A 16,864-nucleotide genomic window follows, 5' to 3' on the forward strand; every position below is an offset into this window, starting at 1 on the left:
CGCGAGGGACGCTGCGTGCGCTATTCCTTTTTCAATCCCGTGCTGCGCTGGCTCGTCCTGCTGCTCTCCTATACCCTGGTTTTGTTCATCCGCCTGTTGAAATGGCTCGTCGCACCGCTCGCTCTGCTGCCGCAACTGTTGATCGGGGTTCCGGCGGGCTTGCTGCGAATCAAACTGCCGTTGCGCCCCCGCTTCACGTCCGTTCGGGAACCGGATTTACCAGATGCGGCCTGGATCGCGTTCACTGATGTCGCCGACGCCCTGGCCGCCGCGGGCTTCGTCACCCAAAGCGATTTTCGCTGTGACGAACTCATCTGCAACGGGGTGCTTTGGCTGCGGTTTCTGAAACATCCTGATTTGGAAACCGGCGCTCTGGCCGCGTATGCCGCCATCGACATCCCCGTGCGTCCGGGCAGGCAATTCGTCGAATTCTCGACTGACTTCCACGACGGACGGCTGCTGGTCACCACCAATCTGAACCTACCCTACAGTTTGCCCGCGCCGGCCTATCTGGCTCGGATCCAGTTGAAGGACATTTGGGAGCCGCGAGCCTTGTACGCCTTGCACCGCGATCTCGTGGAGCGCTTGCCCCAGGCCGCCGCGCCAAAAACCGAAGGCGCCAGCCGCGACCCCGCCAACCTGCTGACCGAGCGCTGTAACCGGGAGATTCAGGCACTCATCAAGCAAGGCTGGCTGCGCTTGGATCCGCGGGGTGATAGCGCCCGTTTGCGGCCGTGGGCCGCACTGACCAGCGCCTGGCGGCAAGCGTGGCCTTTGCAAAGTTTATATTTGTGGGCCGCCGACCGGCGCTCGCGTCAGCTACTGGCCAAAAATGGCTTGGACGTGGCAAAGTTCGCTGGCGGCGCACCGTCGATCGAGGTCTTCCGCCAACCGTTGACGGCGGTCACTACCATCGACGGCGCTCGCGCCGGATACGAATACGTCTGGCCGTTAGCCCAACAAACCGATGGGCGCGCGGTACTGGAAAGCGTCGTGGTGGAATTCGATGTCTCTGCCATAAGCCCCTTTCCTAGAGAGTTCCGTTACTCTTTCAAAAGCCACGCCGATCACGCCCAACGCCGGATCCGTCGGTATTGCAGTTTCGATATCCTGCTCGATCCGATGGCCGGCACGTTGGCGGCGACCGCCACGGAACGGGAGTTCGAGCAGGCGGCCGATGACAGTGAATGGCAAGAACTGACCGCAACCGCGCCGCTCGCGCCGCTGCGCTTCGATCCTTGGCTGCGCGATCTGGACAGCGTGCTGCCCACCGCTCAAACTGCCCTCGCACGCGGCGCTAACGGCAAAAAACTCGCGCCGGACTCGGCTTCGCTGTATCTCGAAGGCGGGCGGCCATTCTGGCAAATCGTGGCGTGGGCGGACGACGATACGCCACTGTTCGTGATCCTGGATGCTCGTTCAGGCATCATTGTAAAGCGCTGATAACCCCGCAAGGAGTCGAGTATGTTGCAAGGCTTTCCCGCATTTGTGGTCGGATTGGCGATTTTAGCCGCCATTTTGATTTTTCTGGGCGTCAAATCGGTGCCGCAAGGCATGGAATATACGGTGGAGCGTTTTGGCCGTTACATCGAAACGCTCAAGCCGGGGCTGAATTTCATCGTTCCGGTCATGGATCGCATCGGCCAAAAAATGAACATGATGGAAACGGTGCTCGATGTCCCCTCACAGGAGATCATCACCAAGGACAATGCCATCGTCCGCGTGGATGGCGTGGTGTTCTACCAGGTTCTCGATGCCGCAAAAGCGGCCTATGAGGTGAACAATCTGGAATTCGCCATCCTCAATCTGACCATGACCAACCTCCGCACGGTCATGGGCTCCATGGACCTCGACGAGCTGCTGTCGAAGCGCGACGAAATCAACGCCCGTCTGCTGGTGGTGGTGGACGAGGCGACCACTCCGTGGGGCGTCAAAGTCATCCGTATCGAAATCAAGGACATCGCGCCGCCCAAGGACTTGGTCGATTCGATGGCGCGCCAGATGAAAGCGGAACGCGACAAACGCGCGGCGATCCTGGTGGCCGAAGGCGAGCGGCAGGCGGCGATCCTGGCGGCCGAAGGCCAGAAACAGGCAGCGATCCTGGAAGCGGAAGGCCGCAAGGAATCGGCGTTTCGGGATGCCGAAGCCCGCGAACGCTTGGCGCAGGCCGAAGCGCGCGCCACCCTGATGCTGTCGGAAGCCATCGGTAAGGGCAACGTGCAGGCGATCAATTATTTCGTCGCGCAAAAATACGTGGAGGCGGTCGCCAAATTGGCGGCGGCCCCCAACCAGAAGGTATTGCTGTTGCCGTTGGATACTTCGGGGTTGGTCGGAACTTTGGCCGGGGTCGCCGAACTGGCCCAGGAAGCGCTCGGCAAACCGGGGGCACGCTCGTGAGCGCTTGGCTGTTGGAACCGTCCTATTGGAATTGGTGGTTGCTCGGCGTGGTGCTGATGGCGGTCGAATCCATCGCGCCGGGGTTCTTTTTTCTGTGGATGGGGGTAGCGGCGCTGCTGGTGGGCCTAGCGCTCACCGTTTCGCCGGAGATGGCCTGGACCTATCAAGTGTTACTGTTTGCGGTGCTGTCGGTCGGCTCCATCGTGGCGTGGCAACTTCGACTGCGGCGACACCCGACCCCTACTGAAGACCCTCTGCTCAACCGGCGCGGCCACCAATACGTCGGACGGGTGTTCACTTTGGATGCTCCGATCATCAACGGTCACGGCAAAATCCGGGTGGATGACAGCACCTGGAAAGTCGCGGTGGAACGCGATTGTCCCGCCGGCACCCGGCTGCGCATCATCGGAGCCGAAGGGGTGCTCTTAAAAGGCATTGTCGTGGAAGAGCCGGGCTGATAACCCTCCCCGTCGCTCAACGGTTCATGTTGCTTTTCACCAAAATCCTCAGCCAGCTGGCGTATCCGTTATCGGCATCCTGGCTGTTAGCGGTGGTGGCGGGACTCCTGTTCTGGTGCAAGCGTCGGCGGACGGCAGGCGTCCTGCTGGCCATCGCCTTGAGCTGGCTGTGGCTTTGGTCCACCCCCGCCTTCAGCGATTGGGTTCGGGCCACGCTGGAACAGCGCCACCCGCCGCTTCCGGTGGAGGCGTTACCCGGCGCTGACGCCATCGTCGTGCTCGGCGGCGGCATGGAGGCCGCCAGGCCACCCGAACGACTGTACCCCGATCTTAACGCCGCCGCCGATCGGGTCTGGCACGCCGCCCGTTTGTTCCGGGCTGGCAAAGCGCCGCTGATTCTCGCCAGCGGCGGCAACCTACCCTGGAGCGGCGCCGAGCGCGCCGAAGCCGAGGTCATGGCGGAACTGCTTCAGGAGTTGGGCGTTCCCAAGGCGGCCATCGTACTGGAAGCGCGCAGCCGCACCACCCAGGAAAACCGCGATAATTCGCTGCCGGTCCTGCACCAGCTAGGCGCGCACCGCATCCTGCTGGTGACCTCGGCTCTGCACATGCCTCGCGCGCTGGCGCTGTTTGCGGCCACCGATCTCGCGGTGGTTCCGGCGCCCACTGATTTTGAAGTGCGGCAACGCGCCTGGAACCTTTTGCGTTGGTTGCCCGACGCCCAAGCACTCGCCGACAGCAGCCGGGCGTTCAAGGAACACTTGGGCGGATTTGCCAATCACCTGCTTCAGTCCGACTTGCGGGAACCGCCCGCCGCCGGTGGCTGACCGGCTCGCACATCCTTTTCGTCAGCTTCTTCAGCGCTCGCGATGGACTGCAAACGGCGCGAAGGCCTGGCAGACCGGCATCACCTCAATGCAATTCAGATTGACGTGAGCGGGTTGGGTCACCGTCCAATAGACGATGTCAGCGATATCTTCCGGCCGCAGCGGTTCGGTGCCTTGATAGGTCTGGGCCGCCTTATCGCCCTCACCTTTATAACGCACCAGCGAAAACTCGCTTTCCGCCAGACCGGGTTCGATGTTGGTCACCCGCACCCGGCTCCCCACCAAATCGGCGCGCAAATTGAGCGAAAATTGCCTGACAAACGCCTTGGTGGCGCCGTAGACATTGCCGCCGGGATACGGATAGCTGCCCGCCACCGAGCCGATATTGACGATGTGGCCACGATTGCGGGCGACCATTCCCGGCAAGATCGCCCGCGTGCAATACAGCAAACCCTTGATATTGGTGTCGATCATCCGCTGCCAATCCTCCATGTCGCACTGGTATGCCGGTTCCAAGCCGAGCGCCAGTCCCGCATTGTTGACCAGCACATCGATGTCGGCGAAAGCGGACGGCAGCGCGGCCAGGGCTGCGTTAACGGCCGATTCGTCGCGAACATCGAGCGCGAAGGCGTGCACGGAAACCGTCCCGGCCAGCTCGACCCGCAAGGCTTCAAGGCGCTCCAGGCGCCGCCCGCAAAGGACCAGCCGCCAGCCGTTGGCGGCGAACAACCGGGCGCAGGCCGCGCCGAAGCCGGAGGTAGCGCCAGTGATCAAGGCAACCTGGGACATCAGAAGTCTCCTCTTGCTGTCACAGCCCAGCGCGAGCTGGGCTCGAATCTCCGAGCGAGCGCGACGACCGTCGACGCGGAGTTTGTTGCCACGGCCTCCCCGCAAACGTTGCTAATTTCCCCGCAAGATCCGCCGTTCGCTGAGATAGCCTAACAGGCGTTCCAGGCACATTTCGACCGCTTCACTTTCGGTATCGAGCGCCAGCTCCGGCCGTTCGGGCGCTTCGTAGGGCGAATCGATCCCCGTGAAATCCCGAATTACGCCGGCGCGCGCCTTGGCGTACAAACCCTTTGGATCGCGGCGCTCGCAGGCTTCCAGCGAGGCCCGTACATAGACCTCGACAAACTCGCCTTCCTGCACCAGCTCCCGCACCAATGCCCGGTCGGCTCGAAACGGCGAGATGAAGGCGGTAATCACGATCAAGCCGGAATCGACGAACAACGCCGCCACTTCTCCGATGCGTCGGATGTTTTCGATGCGGTCCTCTCTGGAAAAGCCTAAATCCTGATTGAGTCCGTGGCGCACGTTATCGCCGTCCAGCAAATAGCTGTGATAGCCCCGTTGCAGCAGCCGTTGTTCCAAACCGTTGGCCAGCGTCGATTTTCCCGAGCCCGACAGGCCGGTCAACCAGATCACGCACGGTTGCTGCGCCTTCTGATTGGCCCGTTGCAACTTGGTCACCTTGTGATCGTGCCAGACCACGTTGCGCGATTTGTCCACCAGGGGCTGGGCGACTGGCCGCACGATCATCCCCGCGCCGACCGTGGCGTTGCTAACCCGGTCGATGATGACGAAGCCACCGGTGCCCGGAATTTCCTCGTAAGCATCGAAGGGAATCGGCTGGTTCAGGGCAAAACGGCAATAACCGATCTCGTTCAGGCCCAACTCGTCGACCCGCTGGTGTTCCAGCGTGTTGACATCGATCCGATGGTGCAGCAGGCTGGGAACGGCGGGGATCAGCCGGGTTCCGATTTTCAGATCGTACTGCCGGCCCGGCAACAGGGGCGCATCCGCCATCCAGACTACCCGCGCATCGAAGGTATCGGCCACCGCCGGCAGCCGGTTCGGATCGACCAATAAATCGCCGCGACTGACATCGATCTCATCGCGCAAGGTCAAGGTCACCGCCTGACCGGCGAAAGCTTCGGGCAGTTCGCCCCGGTCGGTGACGATAGCGGTCACCTGGCTGCGCCGCCCCGAGGGAAACGCCACCACCGGATCGCCGGGTCGCACCTTGCCGGCGGCGATGGTGCCGCAGAAACCGCGAAAATCCAGGTTGGGCCGGTTGACGAACTGCACCGGAAACCGGAAGTCGCGCAGATTGCGGTCGGCGGCGACTTCCACTTCTTCCAGCAGTTGCAACAAACACGGTCCGTCATACCAAGGCATGGCCTTCGAGCGCTGCGCCACGTTATCGCCGCGCAGGGCGGAGACGGGCACGCAACGCACGTCCCGCACCCCCAGCTTATCCACGAAATTGCAGTAATCCTCGCGAATTCGTTCGAATACCGCCCGATCAAATCCGATCAAATCCATTTTGTTGATCGCCAGCACCAGATGGCGGATACCCAGCAGCGACACGATAAAACTGTGGCGACGGGTTTGCACTTGCACGCCCTTGCGCGCGTCCACCAGCAAGATGGCCAGTTGCGCGGTTGAGGCGCCGGTCGCCATGTTGCGGGTGTACTGCTCGTGGCCGGGCGTGTCGGCGATGATGAACTTGCGCTTTTCAGTGGAAAAATAGCGGTAGGCGACATCGATGGTGATGCCCTGCTCGCGCTCGGCCTGCAAGCCGTCCACCAGCAGCGCCAAATCCAATTCCTCGCCGGTGGTGCCGTATTTGACGGTATCGCGGCGCACGGCGGCCAACTGGTCTTCATAAATCAACTGGGTGTCGTACAGCAATCGCCCGATCAGCGTACTTTTGCCGTCATCGACACTACCGCAGGTAATAAAGCGCAGCAGGTCCTTCCGCTCGTGAGCCTCAAGATAAGCGGTAATATCTTGCTCGATTAAGGGAGAAGCGTGCGACATGATAATAGATTAGCCCGTGGCCGAAATGGGTGAAAAGGAAGATCCAGGCAAGAGAGCGCTGCAATTTCAAGCGGAATGACTATTCGCGAGTGCCATCTGCTTCATGAGTTCCAATAAATTATTGTTTTGACAACAGGATAAATCCAATATGACCGGCTTTGACCGTCCATTTGAAGTCGCCTTTGGCAGTGGCATCGTCCAGCTTAAGCAACTTGGCTTTTGGTGAAGGAACGACTGTAAAATCCAAATCACCTTGCTCGCCCAAATTGAATAAAGTCAGCAAATACTTTCCCTGCCATTCGTGTGCTGTGAACGCCCAATCAGGCCCCTCAACGAGCTCTTTATAATCGGGCCACACATGCTGGACGGCTTGATCGGTCGGCATGTCGTGCAATTTAAAAAGATCATCAACCCGCCGGCCTCGTTGATAAAAGTTTTCGTAGGCGAACACCTCTTTCATGGTATCCGCAAGCGTAATCCAATGATCCGCCTCCAGATTGTGAGGAGCATAGAGCACGATGCCCTCCGCCCCGGAAGCCAATGCCCCTAGAATCTGCTGCCGGACCCGCAAGGGCGGTTGATCTTGATTGAGGCCGGGATAACGGATTAATAACAGCGGCCATAACTGCGCTTTCGTCTTTCGCGCTTCCAGGGTCTCCCGCCAGCCTCGGGTATATTGCATTAACAGCTTGACATTAGCGCCATCATAACCAAAGTACAGCTGCGGCATGATGAGGTCCACATCATCCGCCAGCAAGGAATTATCGTTGCCCAGGGCCGCAGCGGATTTCGGGTTGGCGCCATAACTTCGACCCGTGGTCACTCCAAAACGAACCCCTGGAGCTCTTTTCCTCAATCCCTCTCTGATCTGCTTGATATACGCACTGGTTTGCTGGCTGTTGAATTGTTTCCACCGCTCGTAGATGGCGCTGATCGCTGGATCTTTGGAGTTATGGGTTTGCAGTTTTTGCGCGGAAAAATACCGCCGAAAAGCGGCGAATTTATCAGCGCTGATCTGATATTCTTCTTGGAATCTTTTGACCGCCTTGTCACAAAACCCGTCAACGCCTGTCGGCTCGTAATCGATCACCGCCATGCCGTCACCCTGTAAGGCATTGTTGGCGAGTTCCTCAACGCCCGCCACAGGAGCTTTTGGAGACAGCTCCAGGCTGGCTTGCGGGCAAGCAAACCGGCCGGGTAACGCTTCGCCGCTCACCTGGCTATCCATGACCTGCGGCGATGCAAAAGCGGTATGATCGGTGTAACCTCCCACCGCGATGTTTCTTTTCTTCAGGGCAGCAAAAAAAATCTTATCGGTGGCTTTCTGAGTAAAATTGATGCCAGCCGCCTGGAAAAAATCAGCAATGCCGTCGCTGGCTGCTCCAGCGCGATAGAAGCTGTAATCCCACAAGCCAATGGTGGTGGTTCTGGGGTGAACCTGGGTCGGGTTGAAGTGCGAAATACGCAAAGGCCATCGCCAGTTATAAGATCGGCTTTTATCTCGTAACGTTAAATGCACATAGGCATTTTCATTAGAGATTGCAAGAGGCACACTCACAAAAAAAGACTGATATTGCCAGTCTGAATTGATTCTTTCTCCGGGTTTACCCAGTAAATTAGCGTTACTGACCTGAAAGGCCAATGAAAAATAATTCCTACCGCGTTCCTGGCGAGATTCAAAGGCAGTCTGCTTGAAAACGCCAGCGTTACTGATCAGTTGCATCCCTTGAGGAAAATCCCATTCCAGGCTGATATCGTGATCGGCGCTTTGCTTTCGAACAGATTCCGCAGCCTGCAAAGCGAGCGTCAACATCTGTGTTTGATCGCCCACCAGCTTGACCGTCGTATCGCTGTTTAAGGAAGCTGGAATAAGGATTGCGTTCCAATCGGGCGTATCAGCCAATAGACCCACCCTTAACTCGACTATCATAAATAGCAATAGCAGAGAAAAGATAAGTTTATTGCAAATAGCTTGCTTCATGCTGAAAGGGTATCCGTATTATCAAGCTCGACTCAAATTTAACAGCGCTTTACAAGGTTCAAAGAATGCATGAGGCTGAGTTCGAAAGTCAGTACTATCTTCTCGATTCTAGAAATACCCTTGCCGCTTTTTCTCCTCCATCGAACCGACCGCATCATGATCGATCAAGCGGCCCTGGCGCTCTGAATGACGGGTCAGCAGCATTTCCTGAATGATTTCCGGCAAGGTCGCGGCCCGAGAACGAACCGCGCCGGTCAGCGGATAGCAACCCAGGGTGCGGAACCGGACCCATTCCTGTTGCGGGACTTCACTTGGCGCCAGCGGCATTCGCTCGTCGTCGACCATCAGCAGGGTTCCTTCACGCTCCACAACCGGGCGCTGGGCCGACAAATATAAAGGCACGATCGGAATGCTTTCCAGGTGGATATATTGCCAAATATCCAGTTCGGTCCAATTGGACAGCGGAAAAACCCGGATGCTTTCCCCTTTGTGAACCCGCCCGTTATACAGATTCCACAGCTCGGGCCGCTGGTTCTTGGGGTCCCAGCGATGGTTGCGGTCGCGAAATGAATACACCCGTTCCTTGGCTCGGGAACGCTCCTCATCGCGGCGGGCCCCACCAAAGGCTGCATCGAAATCGTGCAATGCCAACGCCTGCTTCAACGCCTGGGTTTTCATGACGTCGGTATAGACCCGCGAGCCATGCGTGAACGGGTTGATCCCCTGACGGACGCCTTCTTCATTGGTGTAGACGAGCAATTCCAGCCCCAACCGTTTCGCTTGCTCGTCGCGAAAACGGATCATGTCCCGGAATTTCCAGGTCGTGTCGATGTGAAGGAGCGGGAAAGGCGGCTTGCCAGGATAAAAAGCCTTGAGCGCCAGATGTAGCATCACCGAGGAGTCTTTGCCGATCGAATACAGCATGACCGGTTTTTCAAACTCGGCGGCCACTTCGCGGATGATATGAATGCTCTCGGCTTCGAGCTGTTTGAGGTGGGTCAGTTGGTAAGGATTCATGAGCGCGAGTGCTTCTTCGGGCAAGAGCGTTGCCCGGTCAGTTTCACAGTTCAAAAGAGAGTGGCTTTGCGGCAGGCAACAGCAAAGGTTTCAAAGAGTCAACTTAAAGGCGCCAACATATCCAGCGGCAACGCGACCGCGTTCGAGCGTCCGAGCAATTCCAGCAACACCAGCGCCCGGCGTTCGCCGTCCAGGCTTAGCAGTTCCGCCTCGCAGCCGGCGAACGGCCCTTCCAAAACGCACACGCGGGCGCCTGGCACCAGCGGGGCTGGCAATTCCAGCACACCGTCACCGCCAGGGCAAAGCCGGCGCAGTTCGGCCATCACCGCCTCCGGCACCGGCTGCGGCTCGCCGCCGAAGCGCACCAAACCGATCACGCCTCGGGTCGAGCGGATCGGCCGCAGATCATCCTGGCCCGGCACGGCTTGCAGGAACAGGTAACGCGGGAACATGGGTTCTATCACCTCTTGCCATTGGCCCCGCAACCGGCGCCGCGAGCGCACGCGGGGCAGGAAGGCGCGATAGCTTTGCCGTTCAAGCTGCTCGGCCGCTTCCGCTTCGCGACGGGGCTTGCTGAACACCGCAAACCAGAACGTCGCCGGCTGGTGGCTGAAGGCTTGAGGCATGGACACTCCGCAGGAATACGACAAAAGGCGCATTTTAGCGAGACCGCCCGCACAAAGAAAGCCGGCGATCCCCACCATCGTTCAGCCAAGCTCCGCCAACAAGCGAGCGATCATGTCTTCAGCTTGCGTGCGATAACCGCCGCCGAATAAATTGAGATGGTTGAGAACGTGGTACAGATTGTACAGCGTGCGCCGCAGCGGATAACCGGCTTGCAAGGGTAGCGCCTCGCGATAAGCGTCATAAAAGCCTGCGGGAAAACCGCCGAACAGCTCGGTCATGGCCAGATCGGCTTCGCGGTCACCGTAATAGACGGCCGGATCAAAGATCACTGGCTCTCCGGTGCGCGCGCACCCGACATTACCGCGCCAAAGGTCACCGTGCAATAGCGCGGGAACCGGGTGGTAGCCGGCGAACAACCCATCCAGTCGCTCCCGCAGGCGCTCGCCCTGGCGTTGCAAGTTACCGCCATGCCCGTGGCTGGCGGCCAGATCGAGCTGATAGCCCAGACGGCGCTCGCGCCAGAATTCCGGCCAACTTTCGAAGCGGCCGTTGCGCTGTGGCGTGGAGCCAATCGTATTATCCCGATGCCAGCCGAAATAAGGTTGCGCTCGGGCGTGCAGTAGCGCCAGCTGGCGTCCCAGCAGTTCCATCGCTGTCGCGCCACCCCCGTCCAGCGGTAGATACTCCAACGCCAGATAAGCCTGCTGCCCGATAGCGCCATGACCGATCGGTTTCGGTACTCGCACGGTCGCGGTCGCGGCCAGTTCCGCCAAACCCGCCGCTTCGGCTTCGAACATCGCTTTACCGGCGCCGGTATTGAGCTTGACGAAATAGTGGCGTTCGCCGTCACCCACCCGCCAAGCCTGATTGATACAACCGCCGCCGATCGCCTGTCGGCTGCGAACGCTAAATGGCGCGGCGGTCGCTATGCTGATCTGTTGCCCCAAGGCGGCCCATAAATCCGGAATGCGCTCTTCGGAGTGCATCCTCAGCCGTTACCCTTGGCTGATAATTTCAGCGTCTTGGGCAAGCGAACGTCCATGGCGATCGGTAAATGATCGGAATAGGTGTGCGCTTCCAGCACTTTGACCCGCTCGACCGTGATCGAGGACGAGACCAGAATGTGATCGAGCTGTCGGTCCGGTTGCCAGCTGGGAAAGGTATAAAGCCCCGGACTCGGATCGTGCAGGCGGCCCGCTTCCAGCAGGGCTTTCATTTCCGGACTGTCCGAGCCGCAGTTCAAATCCCCCATCAGGATCAAGTGCCCGTATTCGCGCACCAGCTCCGCCACGAACTCGAACTGGCGCAACCGGCCGCGCCGTCCCAACGCCATGTGCAGGATCAAGACGTGCAAGGCGTTCGCGCCGGCCCCGAACCGCACCTCCAACACCCCCCGACCGGGAATCAAACCCGGTAGTTTATATTCCGTGATGGCGGCTGGCCGTAGCCGGCTTAACAGCGCGTTGCCATGTTGGGAGATCATGCCGATCTTGCGATTGGACTGATCGAACACGTAGCTGAAACCGGCGTTATCCGCCAGATATTTGACTTGATTGACGAAACCGCTGCGCAGGCTGCCGGCGTCCACTTCCTGCAAGCCGACGATATCGTAATCGGACAGCAGCCGGGCGATGCGGTCGAGGTTGAGCATCCGCGACGGTACCGGCACGATATGCTTCCAACTGCGCGTGACGTACTCGGAATATTTACTGGTCGACAGCCCGCTTTGGATGTTGTAGCTGAGCAGCCGCAACCGGCGCGTTCCGTTTGGCGCGGCCTTCATTACCTGCGACCTCCCTGCCTGAGAACCGCTTATCGGGCCAGTAAAAAATCCACGACTTCAAACATGCGCTGCGCGAGCACTTCGTACCGACCGTTGACGAACACCGCCGGCACGCCTCGTACCCGATAGCGCTGCGCCACCAACTGATCGCCCCGCAACAAACGCGTTTCGGTCTGAAATGACTGGTAAGCCTTGCGAAAGGCGTCCTGATTCACGCCCTGTTCGGCGAAAAACCCCGCCAGCTCGTCTTCCGTGCCGAGCTTACGCCGTTCCTTGTGGATAGCGTCGAACAGCGGCTGATGAATCTTGTCCAGCACGCCCAGCGCTTCGGCGGCGTAGTAAGCGCGAGCGGCGGACTCGTAACTCGGATCGAAACCGCCCGATACCGGGATTCGGACCAACACCACATTCTCCGGCTTGCGTTTGAGCCATTCCTGAATGACCGTTTCCAGTTGATAACAATGCGGGCAGCGGTACGAGAACAGCTCGACGACTTCGATCTTGTCGGGGACCGAACTCGGCACCGGCGTCGAAAGCCGCACATAGTCCTTGCCCTCCTGAAATGACGGCGGCGCAGCGGCGGGATCGGCCGCGCGCAAGCCAGACAACGGTAACACGCACGCCAGCAGAACCAGCACCAGGCGAAGAAACAGGGTCATGAATAGCTCTCTTTCATTCACAGCGAAACCAAAGGTCGGGGTTCGGTCATAGCGACCCGTACGAATGCAGGCCCGACAAGAACATGTTGACGCCCAAGAAGGCGAACAGGGTGACGAACAAGCCGATGACCGCCCACCACGCCATCGGTGCGCCACGCCAGCCTTTGGTCAGGCGCAAATGCAGCCAAGCCGCGTAATTCAACCAGACGATCAGCGCCCAGGTTTCCTTGGGGTCCCAGGACCAATAGCCGCCCCACGCCTCGGCCGCCCACAGCGCCCCTAGAACGGTGGCGATGGTAAAGGCGGCGAAGCCCAAGGCGATCGCCTTGTACATCACCTCATCAAGAAGCGCTGACGGAGGCAAAACACGCGCCAACAATCCATCGGGACTCCGCGCTTCCGCGCCGGATCGCACCAAATAAGCCGTTCCCAACATCGCCGCCAAGGCAAAAGCTCCATAACCGATGAAGTTGGCCGGCACATGAATTTTCATCCAGTAACTCTGCAAGGCCGGAATCAGCGGCTGGATATGATGGGCTTGGCGGTCGAAGGTGTACCACAACAAGAAGGCCACCGCGGCGCTGATGACCAAGAGCGCGAAGCCGCCCATGCTGCGGGTGCGGTAACGGTCTTCATAAAACAGATACAACAACGCGGTAACCAGCGCGAACAGGATGAAGACTTCATACAAATTGCTGACCGGAATGTGGCCGATATCGGCGCCCAACAGGTACGACTCGCGCCAGCGCACCAGCAATCCGGTCAAGCCCATGACCGCCGCGCTCCACGTCAAGGCGGTCGCGGTCCGGCCGACGAACTCGGAACGCCCGAACAGCGCCACGAAATAAGCCAGCGTCGCCAGCACGAACAAGCTGCTCATCCACATGAACGCGGCTTGGCTTTCCAGGAAATATTTGAGCAGGAAATCGCTCTTGCGCACGCCAAAATCGGTCCCGTAGCGCCAGAATCCCGTCACGGTCAGCACGGTCGCGACCAGAACGAACCACCGGGCTGGTTTCCAGTATAGCCCCCAAGCGACCAGGCCCAGCGTGGCGATGAGTTGGATCGCCACCTCGTAACCATCCATAAAGGGTTGGTACAGCGTGTAGGCGTAACCCGAGCCCGCCACCACCAACAACCCCCAGAGAACATCCCAAGCGGTCGGATTTTTCCATGAGGTTGCCCGCTCCAATTGCTCCAGCATCAGCTCACGCGTTACGGCCATCACCAACCTCCTCTCGTGGAGTCTTATAAGCCATAGCGATTGACATAAGAATAGCAAACGCTACGAAACTACCGAAATGATATTGTTGACTGTCAATGCAAACTTTAACTCGCAGCCGGCGCCGGCTGCGCAAGTTGATCGAGTCGAGCGGCTACTCGCCTTCTCAACTCAGCAAAATCGCGCGCGAAATCGGCTTGACGGCGGTTGCCGGTACCCGCCAGCAACAAGCGGGTCGCGCCATCCTCCACGGCCAGCCACGCCCACAGCCGTCGGTGAGAAGTATAAAACATGATAAAGATACCAGCGATCAGCAAGGCAAACCCCCCATAGACCACCGGAGCGCCCGCGCTATGACTTATTTGTAACCCCGATGCCTCCACTTGCTGAAAGCTGGCGAGTTGCAGATAAAGCGGCGCTCTGTAACTCGGTAGCGCCGCTAACGCGGAGATGGCGTCGTTGAAAAACGCCTCTTCCCGTCCGTCGATGCCCGACTCTACCGCCACGCCCGCCTCGCGCAAAACGTCCAGGTAAACCTCCGCCAGCGTATCGCGCAGGAGGTTGAGATAGAGCGTTGTAGCCTCCCGCAACCGCTCGGCCGGCACCACGACCTTAGCCCGTTCCGTCACGGCGCTGAATCCGCCCTCGGCGAACAAACCGACCAGATTCGCTCGCACCAAGTTGAGATCGCGCTGGAAGTCGGCATTCCCGGCGGGGGCGCCGGCCGAGCGTTCCAGCAACGCGCGCAACCCGCCCGCATCGCGCAAGCGGGCGTTGAATTTCAAGAAGCGCTCGGGGCTATTGTTGGCGTCCATCGGGATGTGCAGATAGGTGAAGGGGTCGCCCGGCCGGGCGCGCATCCCGCTGATGTAGAACCAGCGACCCTCCAGCTGAGCGGGCACCATATAATTGAAATACTCCCACGCTTCGCCGGCGGCGTTGCGGACCTTGAATCCCACGCTGGGACCAAAGTTGCGGAACTTGCGGTCGCCGGGCTTGGCGTCGGGCTCCGGCAGCAGGTTGAACAGTCGAAAGTCGTCGAATTCCAGCGTGAGGGGTCCGTCGGGTCCGTCCAGCTTGAGCGTACCCCCGACCTCGCCTTTCAGCTCGACCGGCTGCGATCGGGCGGCGGCCAGCGGCCAAGCGCGCAACGCCAGCTTGGAGCCGCCATCGCCGAAATCCGATTGATAGATGGCATAACCACGATAGGTCAGCGGATGGTTGACCTGAATGGTCGCCTCCAAAGGCTGGCTGCCCAAATGCTCCTCATCGTGGATGCTCACCCGGCTGACGAAGGATTTGGGTTGGCCGGTATCGTAGTAGGCGATCTGAAAATCCTTCAGCTCGATGGCGAACGGCAGCTCTTGCAACAGATAGCCATCGCGCAGGCGTAGAAACACGAAATTGGCGGCCGAGCCTTCCGGCAGCATCACATTACCCCGAAACGCGGGCACCGCTCCCGGTTGGAGCCGGCTGGCCGGCGGGATATCGCGCGCCGCCAGATCGCGGCGTTCGATCGCGAGCTGGCCGTTCCATTCCTTGAGCTTCAGCCACAGGTTGCCATCCAGCAAGCCCCCGATGCCGATCACCACCACCGCGGCGTGGGTGAACAGGTAGCCCAAGCGGTTGTAGCGACCCTTCATGGCCGCCACGACCTGATGGTCGGCATAGGACTGCACGCGCCAACGATAGCCGAAGGTCCGAAAAACGGCGGTGACCGCCGCCAACGCTTTTTCTGAGTCCCGACCGGGCAGCGTCCATTCAGCTTGCTGGTGAAACCCCCGCAGGGAATGGAGCTGAACCTGGGTGCGAAACCGCAGCATTTCCCGCAACATGCCGGGGACCTGCCGGTACAGACAAACGGCCGTAGACAAAATCAGGAAGGCGAGAATGCCCAGAAACCAGTTCGTCCCGTACACGTCGTAAAGCCCCAACCCACGAAACACCTCAAACCAGAAGGGTCCGAACTTGAGCACGTAGTTCGAGTAGGGCTGATTTTGCTGGAGGACCGTACCAATGGCTGACGCTACGGCGATCACCACCAGCAAGGTGATGGCCAGATTCATCGAACCTAAGAATTCCAGCAACACCCATTTCAGGGTACGCCGCGAAGGGACACCGTCGGAAGTGATTGCGTTCACAGTGGGGTTGGAGAGCGTGGGCCGGACGTTTTCTATGACCCGACCTGCGGGAAAGCGTTCCTCAGCCGTGGACCGCAAGAAGGGGCTTCCACAAAAAAGGGTGACCGCTTTGGCCACCCTCACACACTGCGGAGCTAACTCAGCCCAACTCGCCAGCCTCTCATTGCAAACCTTGTACGTAAGACGCAACCGCCTTGATTTCTGGATCGGTCATCTTGGCGGCGATGGCGCGCATCATCTGGCCAGCATCGTTAGACCGCTCCACGGCGCGGAACGCCTTGAGCTGAAGTTCGAGGTACTCGGCATGTTGGCCGGCGATCGCGGGGAATTTGGCGGCGGGGTTGCCGGCGCCGACGGTGCCGTGGCAAGCCGCGCAGGCCGAAACGCCGCTGTTCAGATTGCCGCCCCGGAACAGGGCCTCGCCTTGAGGGGCCAGCTTCGGATCGGCCGCGGCGCGGACGATCTGCTGTGAAGCGAAATAGGCGGCCAGATCTTCCATGTCTTGCGGGCTCAGCGGCGCGACCATGCCGAGCATGATCGGATTGGCGCGCGTGCCGCTCTTATAATCCTGCAACTGCTTGAGCAGATAATCGGCGCTCTGTCCGGCCAGCTTGGGATATTGGGCGATGGTACTGTTGCCGTCCGCATTATGACACGCCGCGCAGGTTGCGGACTTAGCCTTGCCCGCGGCGGCATCGCCGGCGGCCAGCGCGGCGGTCGCGGAACCGAGCAGGGCGCACGTCGCGGCGATCACAACATATTTTTTCATTTTTAGAGGGCTCCTGTACGATGACGGTATTCGGTTCGTGCGACCGGTCGCGCGCGGAAAAACCATGCGTGGTCCAGCGGGCGCGTCTCGCGCGGTCGCGGCGCTAGAGTGACTATCTTAATGAGTTCCACTCGCCAAAAGCAGTGATTTATATATCAGT

General features: G+C 59.6%; 15 protein-coding genes. 4 read left to right on the forward strand and 11 right to left on the reverse strand.

What is annotated here, in order from left to right; all coding sequences use genetic code 11:
• The first annotated feature begins 15 nt into the window (after nucleotides 1-15).
• The 4 genes from IPK09_05275 to IPK09_05290 are packed head-to-tail and all read left to right on the forward strand — an operon-like array spanning nucleotide 16 to nucleotide 3,682.
• Nucleotides 16-1,443 (forward strand): hypothetical protein, encoded by a 1,428-nt coding sequence (locus IPK09_05275; GenBank protein MBK7983029.1) that lies wholly within the window; start codon nucleotides 16-18, stop codon nucleotides 1,441-1,443.
• A 21-nt stretch (nucleotides 1,444-1,464) separates the two neighbouring features.
• Nucleotides 1,465-2,397: an SPFH/Band 7/PHB domain protein gene (locus IPK09_05280; protein MBK7983030.1), complete on the forward strand. Its 933-nt coding sequence runs from the start codon at nucleotides 1,465-1,467 to the stop codon at nucleotides 2,395-2,397.
• 56 nt (nucleotides 2,398-2,453) lie between these two features.
• Entirely contained in the window at nucleotides 2,454-2,855 is a 402-nt protein-coding gene (locus tag IPK09_05285; GenBank protein ID MBK7983031.1) for an NfeD family protein, read from the forward strand.
• Nucleotides 2,856-2,881: 26 nt separating this feature from the next.
• The gene (locus IPK09_05290) at nucleotides 2,882-3,682 is read left to right on the forward strand and encodes a YdcF family protein (protein MBK7983032.1); all 801 of its coding nucleotides are present in this window, start codon (nucleotides 2,882-2,884) and stop codon (nucleotides 3,680-3,682) included.
• A gap of 30 nt (nucleotides 3,683-3,712) precedes the next feature.
• Here IPK09_05290 and IPK09_05295 read toward each other — a convergent pair whose 3' ends face one another.
• The 11 genes from IPK09_05295 to IPK09_05345 form a co-directional block, all read right to left on the reverse strand.
• Complete coding sequence (locus tag IPK09_05295; protein MBK7983033.1) at nucleotides 3,713-4,471, reverse strand: SDR family oxidoreductase; 759 nt, start codon at nucleotides 4,469-4,471, stop codon at nucleotides 3,713-3,715.
• Nucleotides 4,472-4,582: 111 nt separating this feature from the next.
• Nucleotides 4,583-6,505: a sulfate adenylyltransferase subunit CysN gene (gene cysN, locus IPK09_05300; protein MBK7983034.1), complete on the reverse strand. Its 1,923-nt coding sequence runs from the start codon at nucleotides 6,503-6,505 to the stop codon at nucleotides 4,583-4,585.
• 118 nt (nucleotides 6,506-6,623) lie between these two features.
• On the reverse strand, nucleotides 6,624-8,486 hold the full coding sequence (locus IPK09_05305; GenBank protein ID MBK7983035.1) for a hypothetical protein: 1,863 nt from the start codon (nucleotides 8,484-8,486) through the stop codon (nucleotides 6,624-6,626).
• A gap of 108 nt (nucleotides 8,487-8,594) precedes the next feature.
• Nucleotides 8,595-9,503 (reverse strand): sulfate adenylyltransferase subunit CysD, encoded by a 909-nt coding sequence (gene cysD / locus IPK09_05310; GenBank protein MBK7983036.1) that lies wholly within the window; start codon nucleotides 9,501-9,503, stop codon nucleotides 8,595-8,597.
• 98 nt (nucleotides 9,504-9,601) lie between these two features.
• Nucleotides 9,602-10,129, reverse strand: a complete 528-nt coding sequence (locus IPK09_05315) for a transcription/translation regulatory transformer protein RfaH (protein MBK7983037.1) — start codon at nucleotides 10,127-10,129, stop codon at nucleotides 9,602-9,604.
• 81 nt (nucleotides 10,130-10,210) lie between these two features.
• Complete coding sequence (locus tag IPK09_05320; protein ID MBK7983038.1) at nucleotides 10,211-11,116, reverse strand: fructosamine kinase family protein; 906 nt, start codon at nucleotides 11,114-11,116, stop codon at nucleotides 10,211-10,213.
• Nucleotides 11,117-11,118: 2 nt separating this feature from the next.
• Nucleotides 11,119-11,913 (reverse strand): endonuclease/exonuclease/phosphatase family protein, encoded by a 795-nt coding sequence (locus tag IPK09_05325; protein MBK7983039.1) that lies wholly within the window; start codon nucleotides 11,911-11,913, stop codon nucleotides 11,119-11,121.
• Nucleotides 11,914-11,942: 29 nt separating this feature from the next.
• Complete coding sequence (locus IPK09_05330) at nucleotides 11,943-12,572, reverse strand: thiol:disulfide interchange protein DsbA/DsbL (protein MBK7983040.1); 630 nt, start codon at nucleotides 12,570-12,572, stop codon at nucleotides 11,943-11,945.
• A gap of 46 nt (nucleotides 12,573-12,618) precedes the next feature.
• The gene (ccsB, locus tag IPK09_05335) at nucleotides 12,619-13,797 is read right to left on the reverse strand and encodes a c-type cytochrome biogenesis protein CcsB (GenBank protein ID MBK7983041.1); all 1,179 of its coding nucleotides are present in this window, start codon (nucleotides 13,795-13,797) and stop codon (nucleotides 12,619-12,621) included.
• Between the two features lie 104 nt (nucleotides 13,798-13,901).
• Nucleotides 13,902-15,935 carry a cytochrome c biogenesis protein ResB gene (locus IPK09_05340; protein MBK7983042.1) on the reverse strand — a complete coding sequence of 678 codons (2,034 nt, stop codon included), beginning with the start codon at nucleotides 15,933-15,935 and terminating at the stop codon, nucleotides 13,902-13,904.
• A gap of 160 nt (nucleotides 15,936-16,095) precedes the next feature.
• Entirely contained in the window at nucleotides 16,096-16,704 is a 609-nt protein-coding gene (locus IPK09_05345; GenBank protein ID MBK7983043.1) for a cytochrome c4, read from the reverse strand.
• Between the last annotated feature and the right edge of the window lie 160 nt (nucleotides 16,705-16,864).

The sequence above is a fragment of the Candidatus Competibacteraceae bacterium genome, assembly GCA_016713505.1.
In the GTDB taxonomy this organism is placed as follows: domain Bacteria; phylum Pseudomonadota; class Gammaproteobacteria; order Competibacterales; family Competibacteraceae; genus Competibacter_A.

What these genes read in the sequence shown, in the direction of transcription:
- IPK09_05280 (MBK7983030.1), top strand. Translation starts at nt 1,465, where the DNA reads ATGTTGCAAGGCTTTCCCGCATTTGTGGTCGGATTGGCGATTTTAGCC.
- IPK09_05285 (MBK7983031.1), top strand. Translation starts at nt 2,454, where the DNA reads ATGGCGGTCGAATCCATCGCGCCGGGGTTCTTTTTTCTGTGGATGGGG.
- IPK09_05290 (MBK7983032.1), top strand. Translation starts at nt 2,882, where the DNA reads ATGTTGCTTTTCACCAAAATCCTCAGCCAGCTGGCGTATCCGTTATCG.
- IPK09_05295 (MBK7983033.1), bottom strand. Translation starts at nt 4,471, where the DNA reads ATGTCCCAGGTTGCCTTGATCACTGGCGCTACCTCCGGCTTCGGCGCG.
- cysN (MBK7983034.1), bottom strand. Translation starts at nt 6,505, where the DNA reads ATGTCGCACGCTTCTCCCTTAATCGAGCAAGATATTACCGCTTATCTT.
- IPK09_05305 (MBK7983035.1), bottom strand. Translation starts at nt 8,486, where the DNA reads ATGAAGCAAGCTATTTGCAATAAACTTATCTTTTCTCTGCTATTGCTA.
- cysD (MBK7983036.1), bottom strand. Translation starts at nt 9,503, where the DNA reads ATGAATCCTTACCAACTGACCCACCTCAAACAGCTCGAAGCCGAGAGC.
- IPK09_05315 (MBK7983037.1), bottom strand. Translation starts at nt 10,129, where the DNA reads ATGCCTCAAGCCTTCAGCCACCAGCCGGCGACGTTCTGGTTTGCGGTG.
- IPK09_05320 (MBK7983038.1), bottom strand. Translation starts at nt 11,116, where the DNA reads ATGCACTCCGAAGAGCGCATTCCGGATTTATGGGCCGCCTTGGGGCAA.
- IPK09_05325 (MBK7983039.1), bottom strand. Translation starts at nt 11,913, where the DNA reads ATGAAGGCCGCGCCAAACGGAACGCGCCGGTTGCGGCTGCTCAGCTAC.
- IPK09_05330 (MBK7983040.1), bottom strand. Translation starts at nt 12,572, where the DNA reads ATGACCCTGTTTCTTCGCCTGGTGCTGGTTCTGCTGGCGTGCGTGTTA.
- ccsB (MBK7983041.1), bottom strand. Translation starts at nt 13,797, where the DNA reads ATGGCCGTAACGCGTGAGCTGATGCTGGAGCAATTGGAGCGGGCAACC.
- IPK09_05345 (MBK7983043.1), bottom strand. Translation starts at nt 16,704, where the DNA reads ATGAAAAAATATGTTGTGATCGCCGCGACGTGCGCCCTGCTCGGTTCC.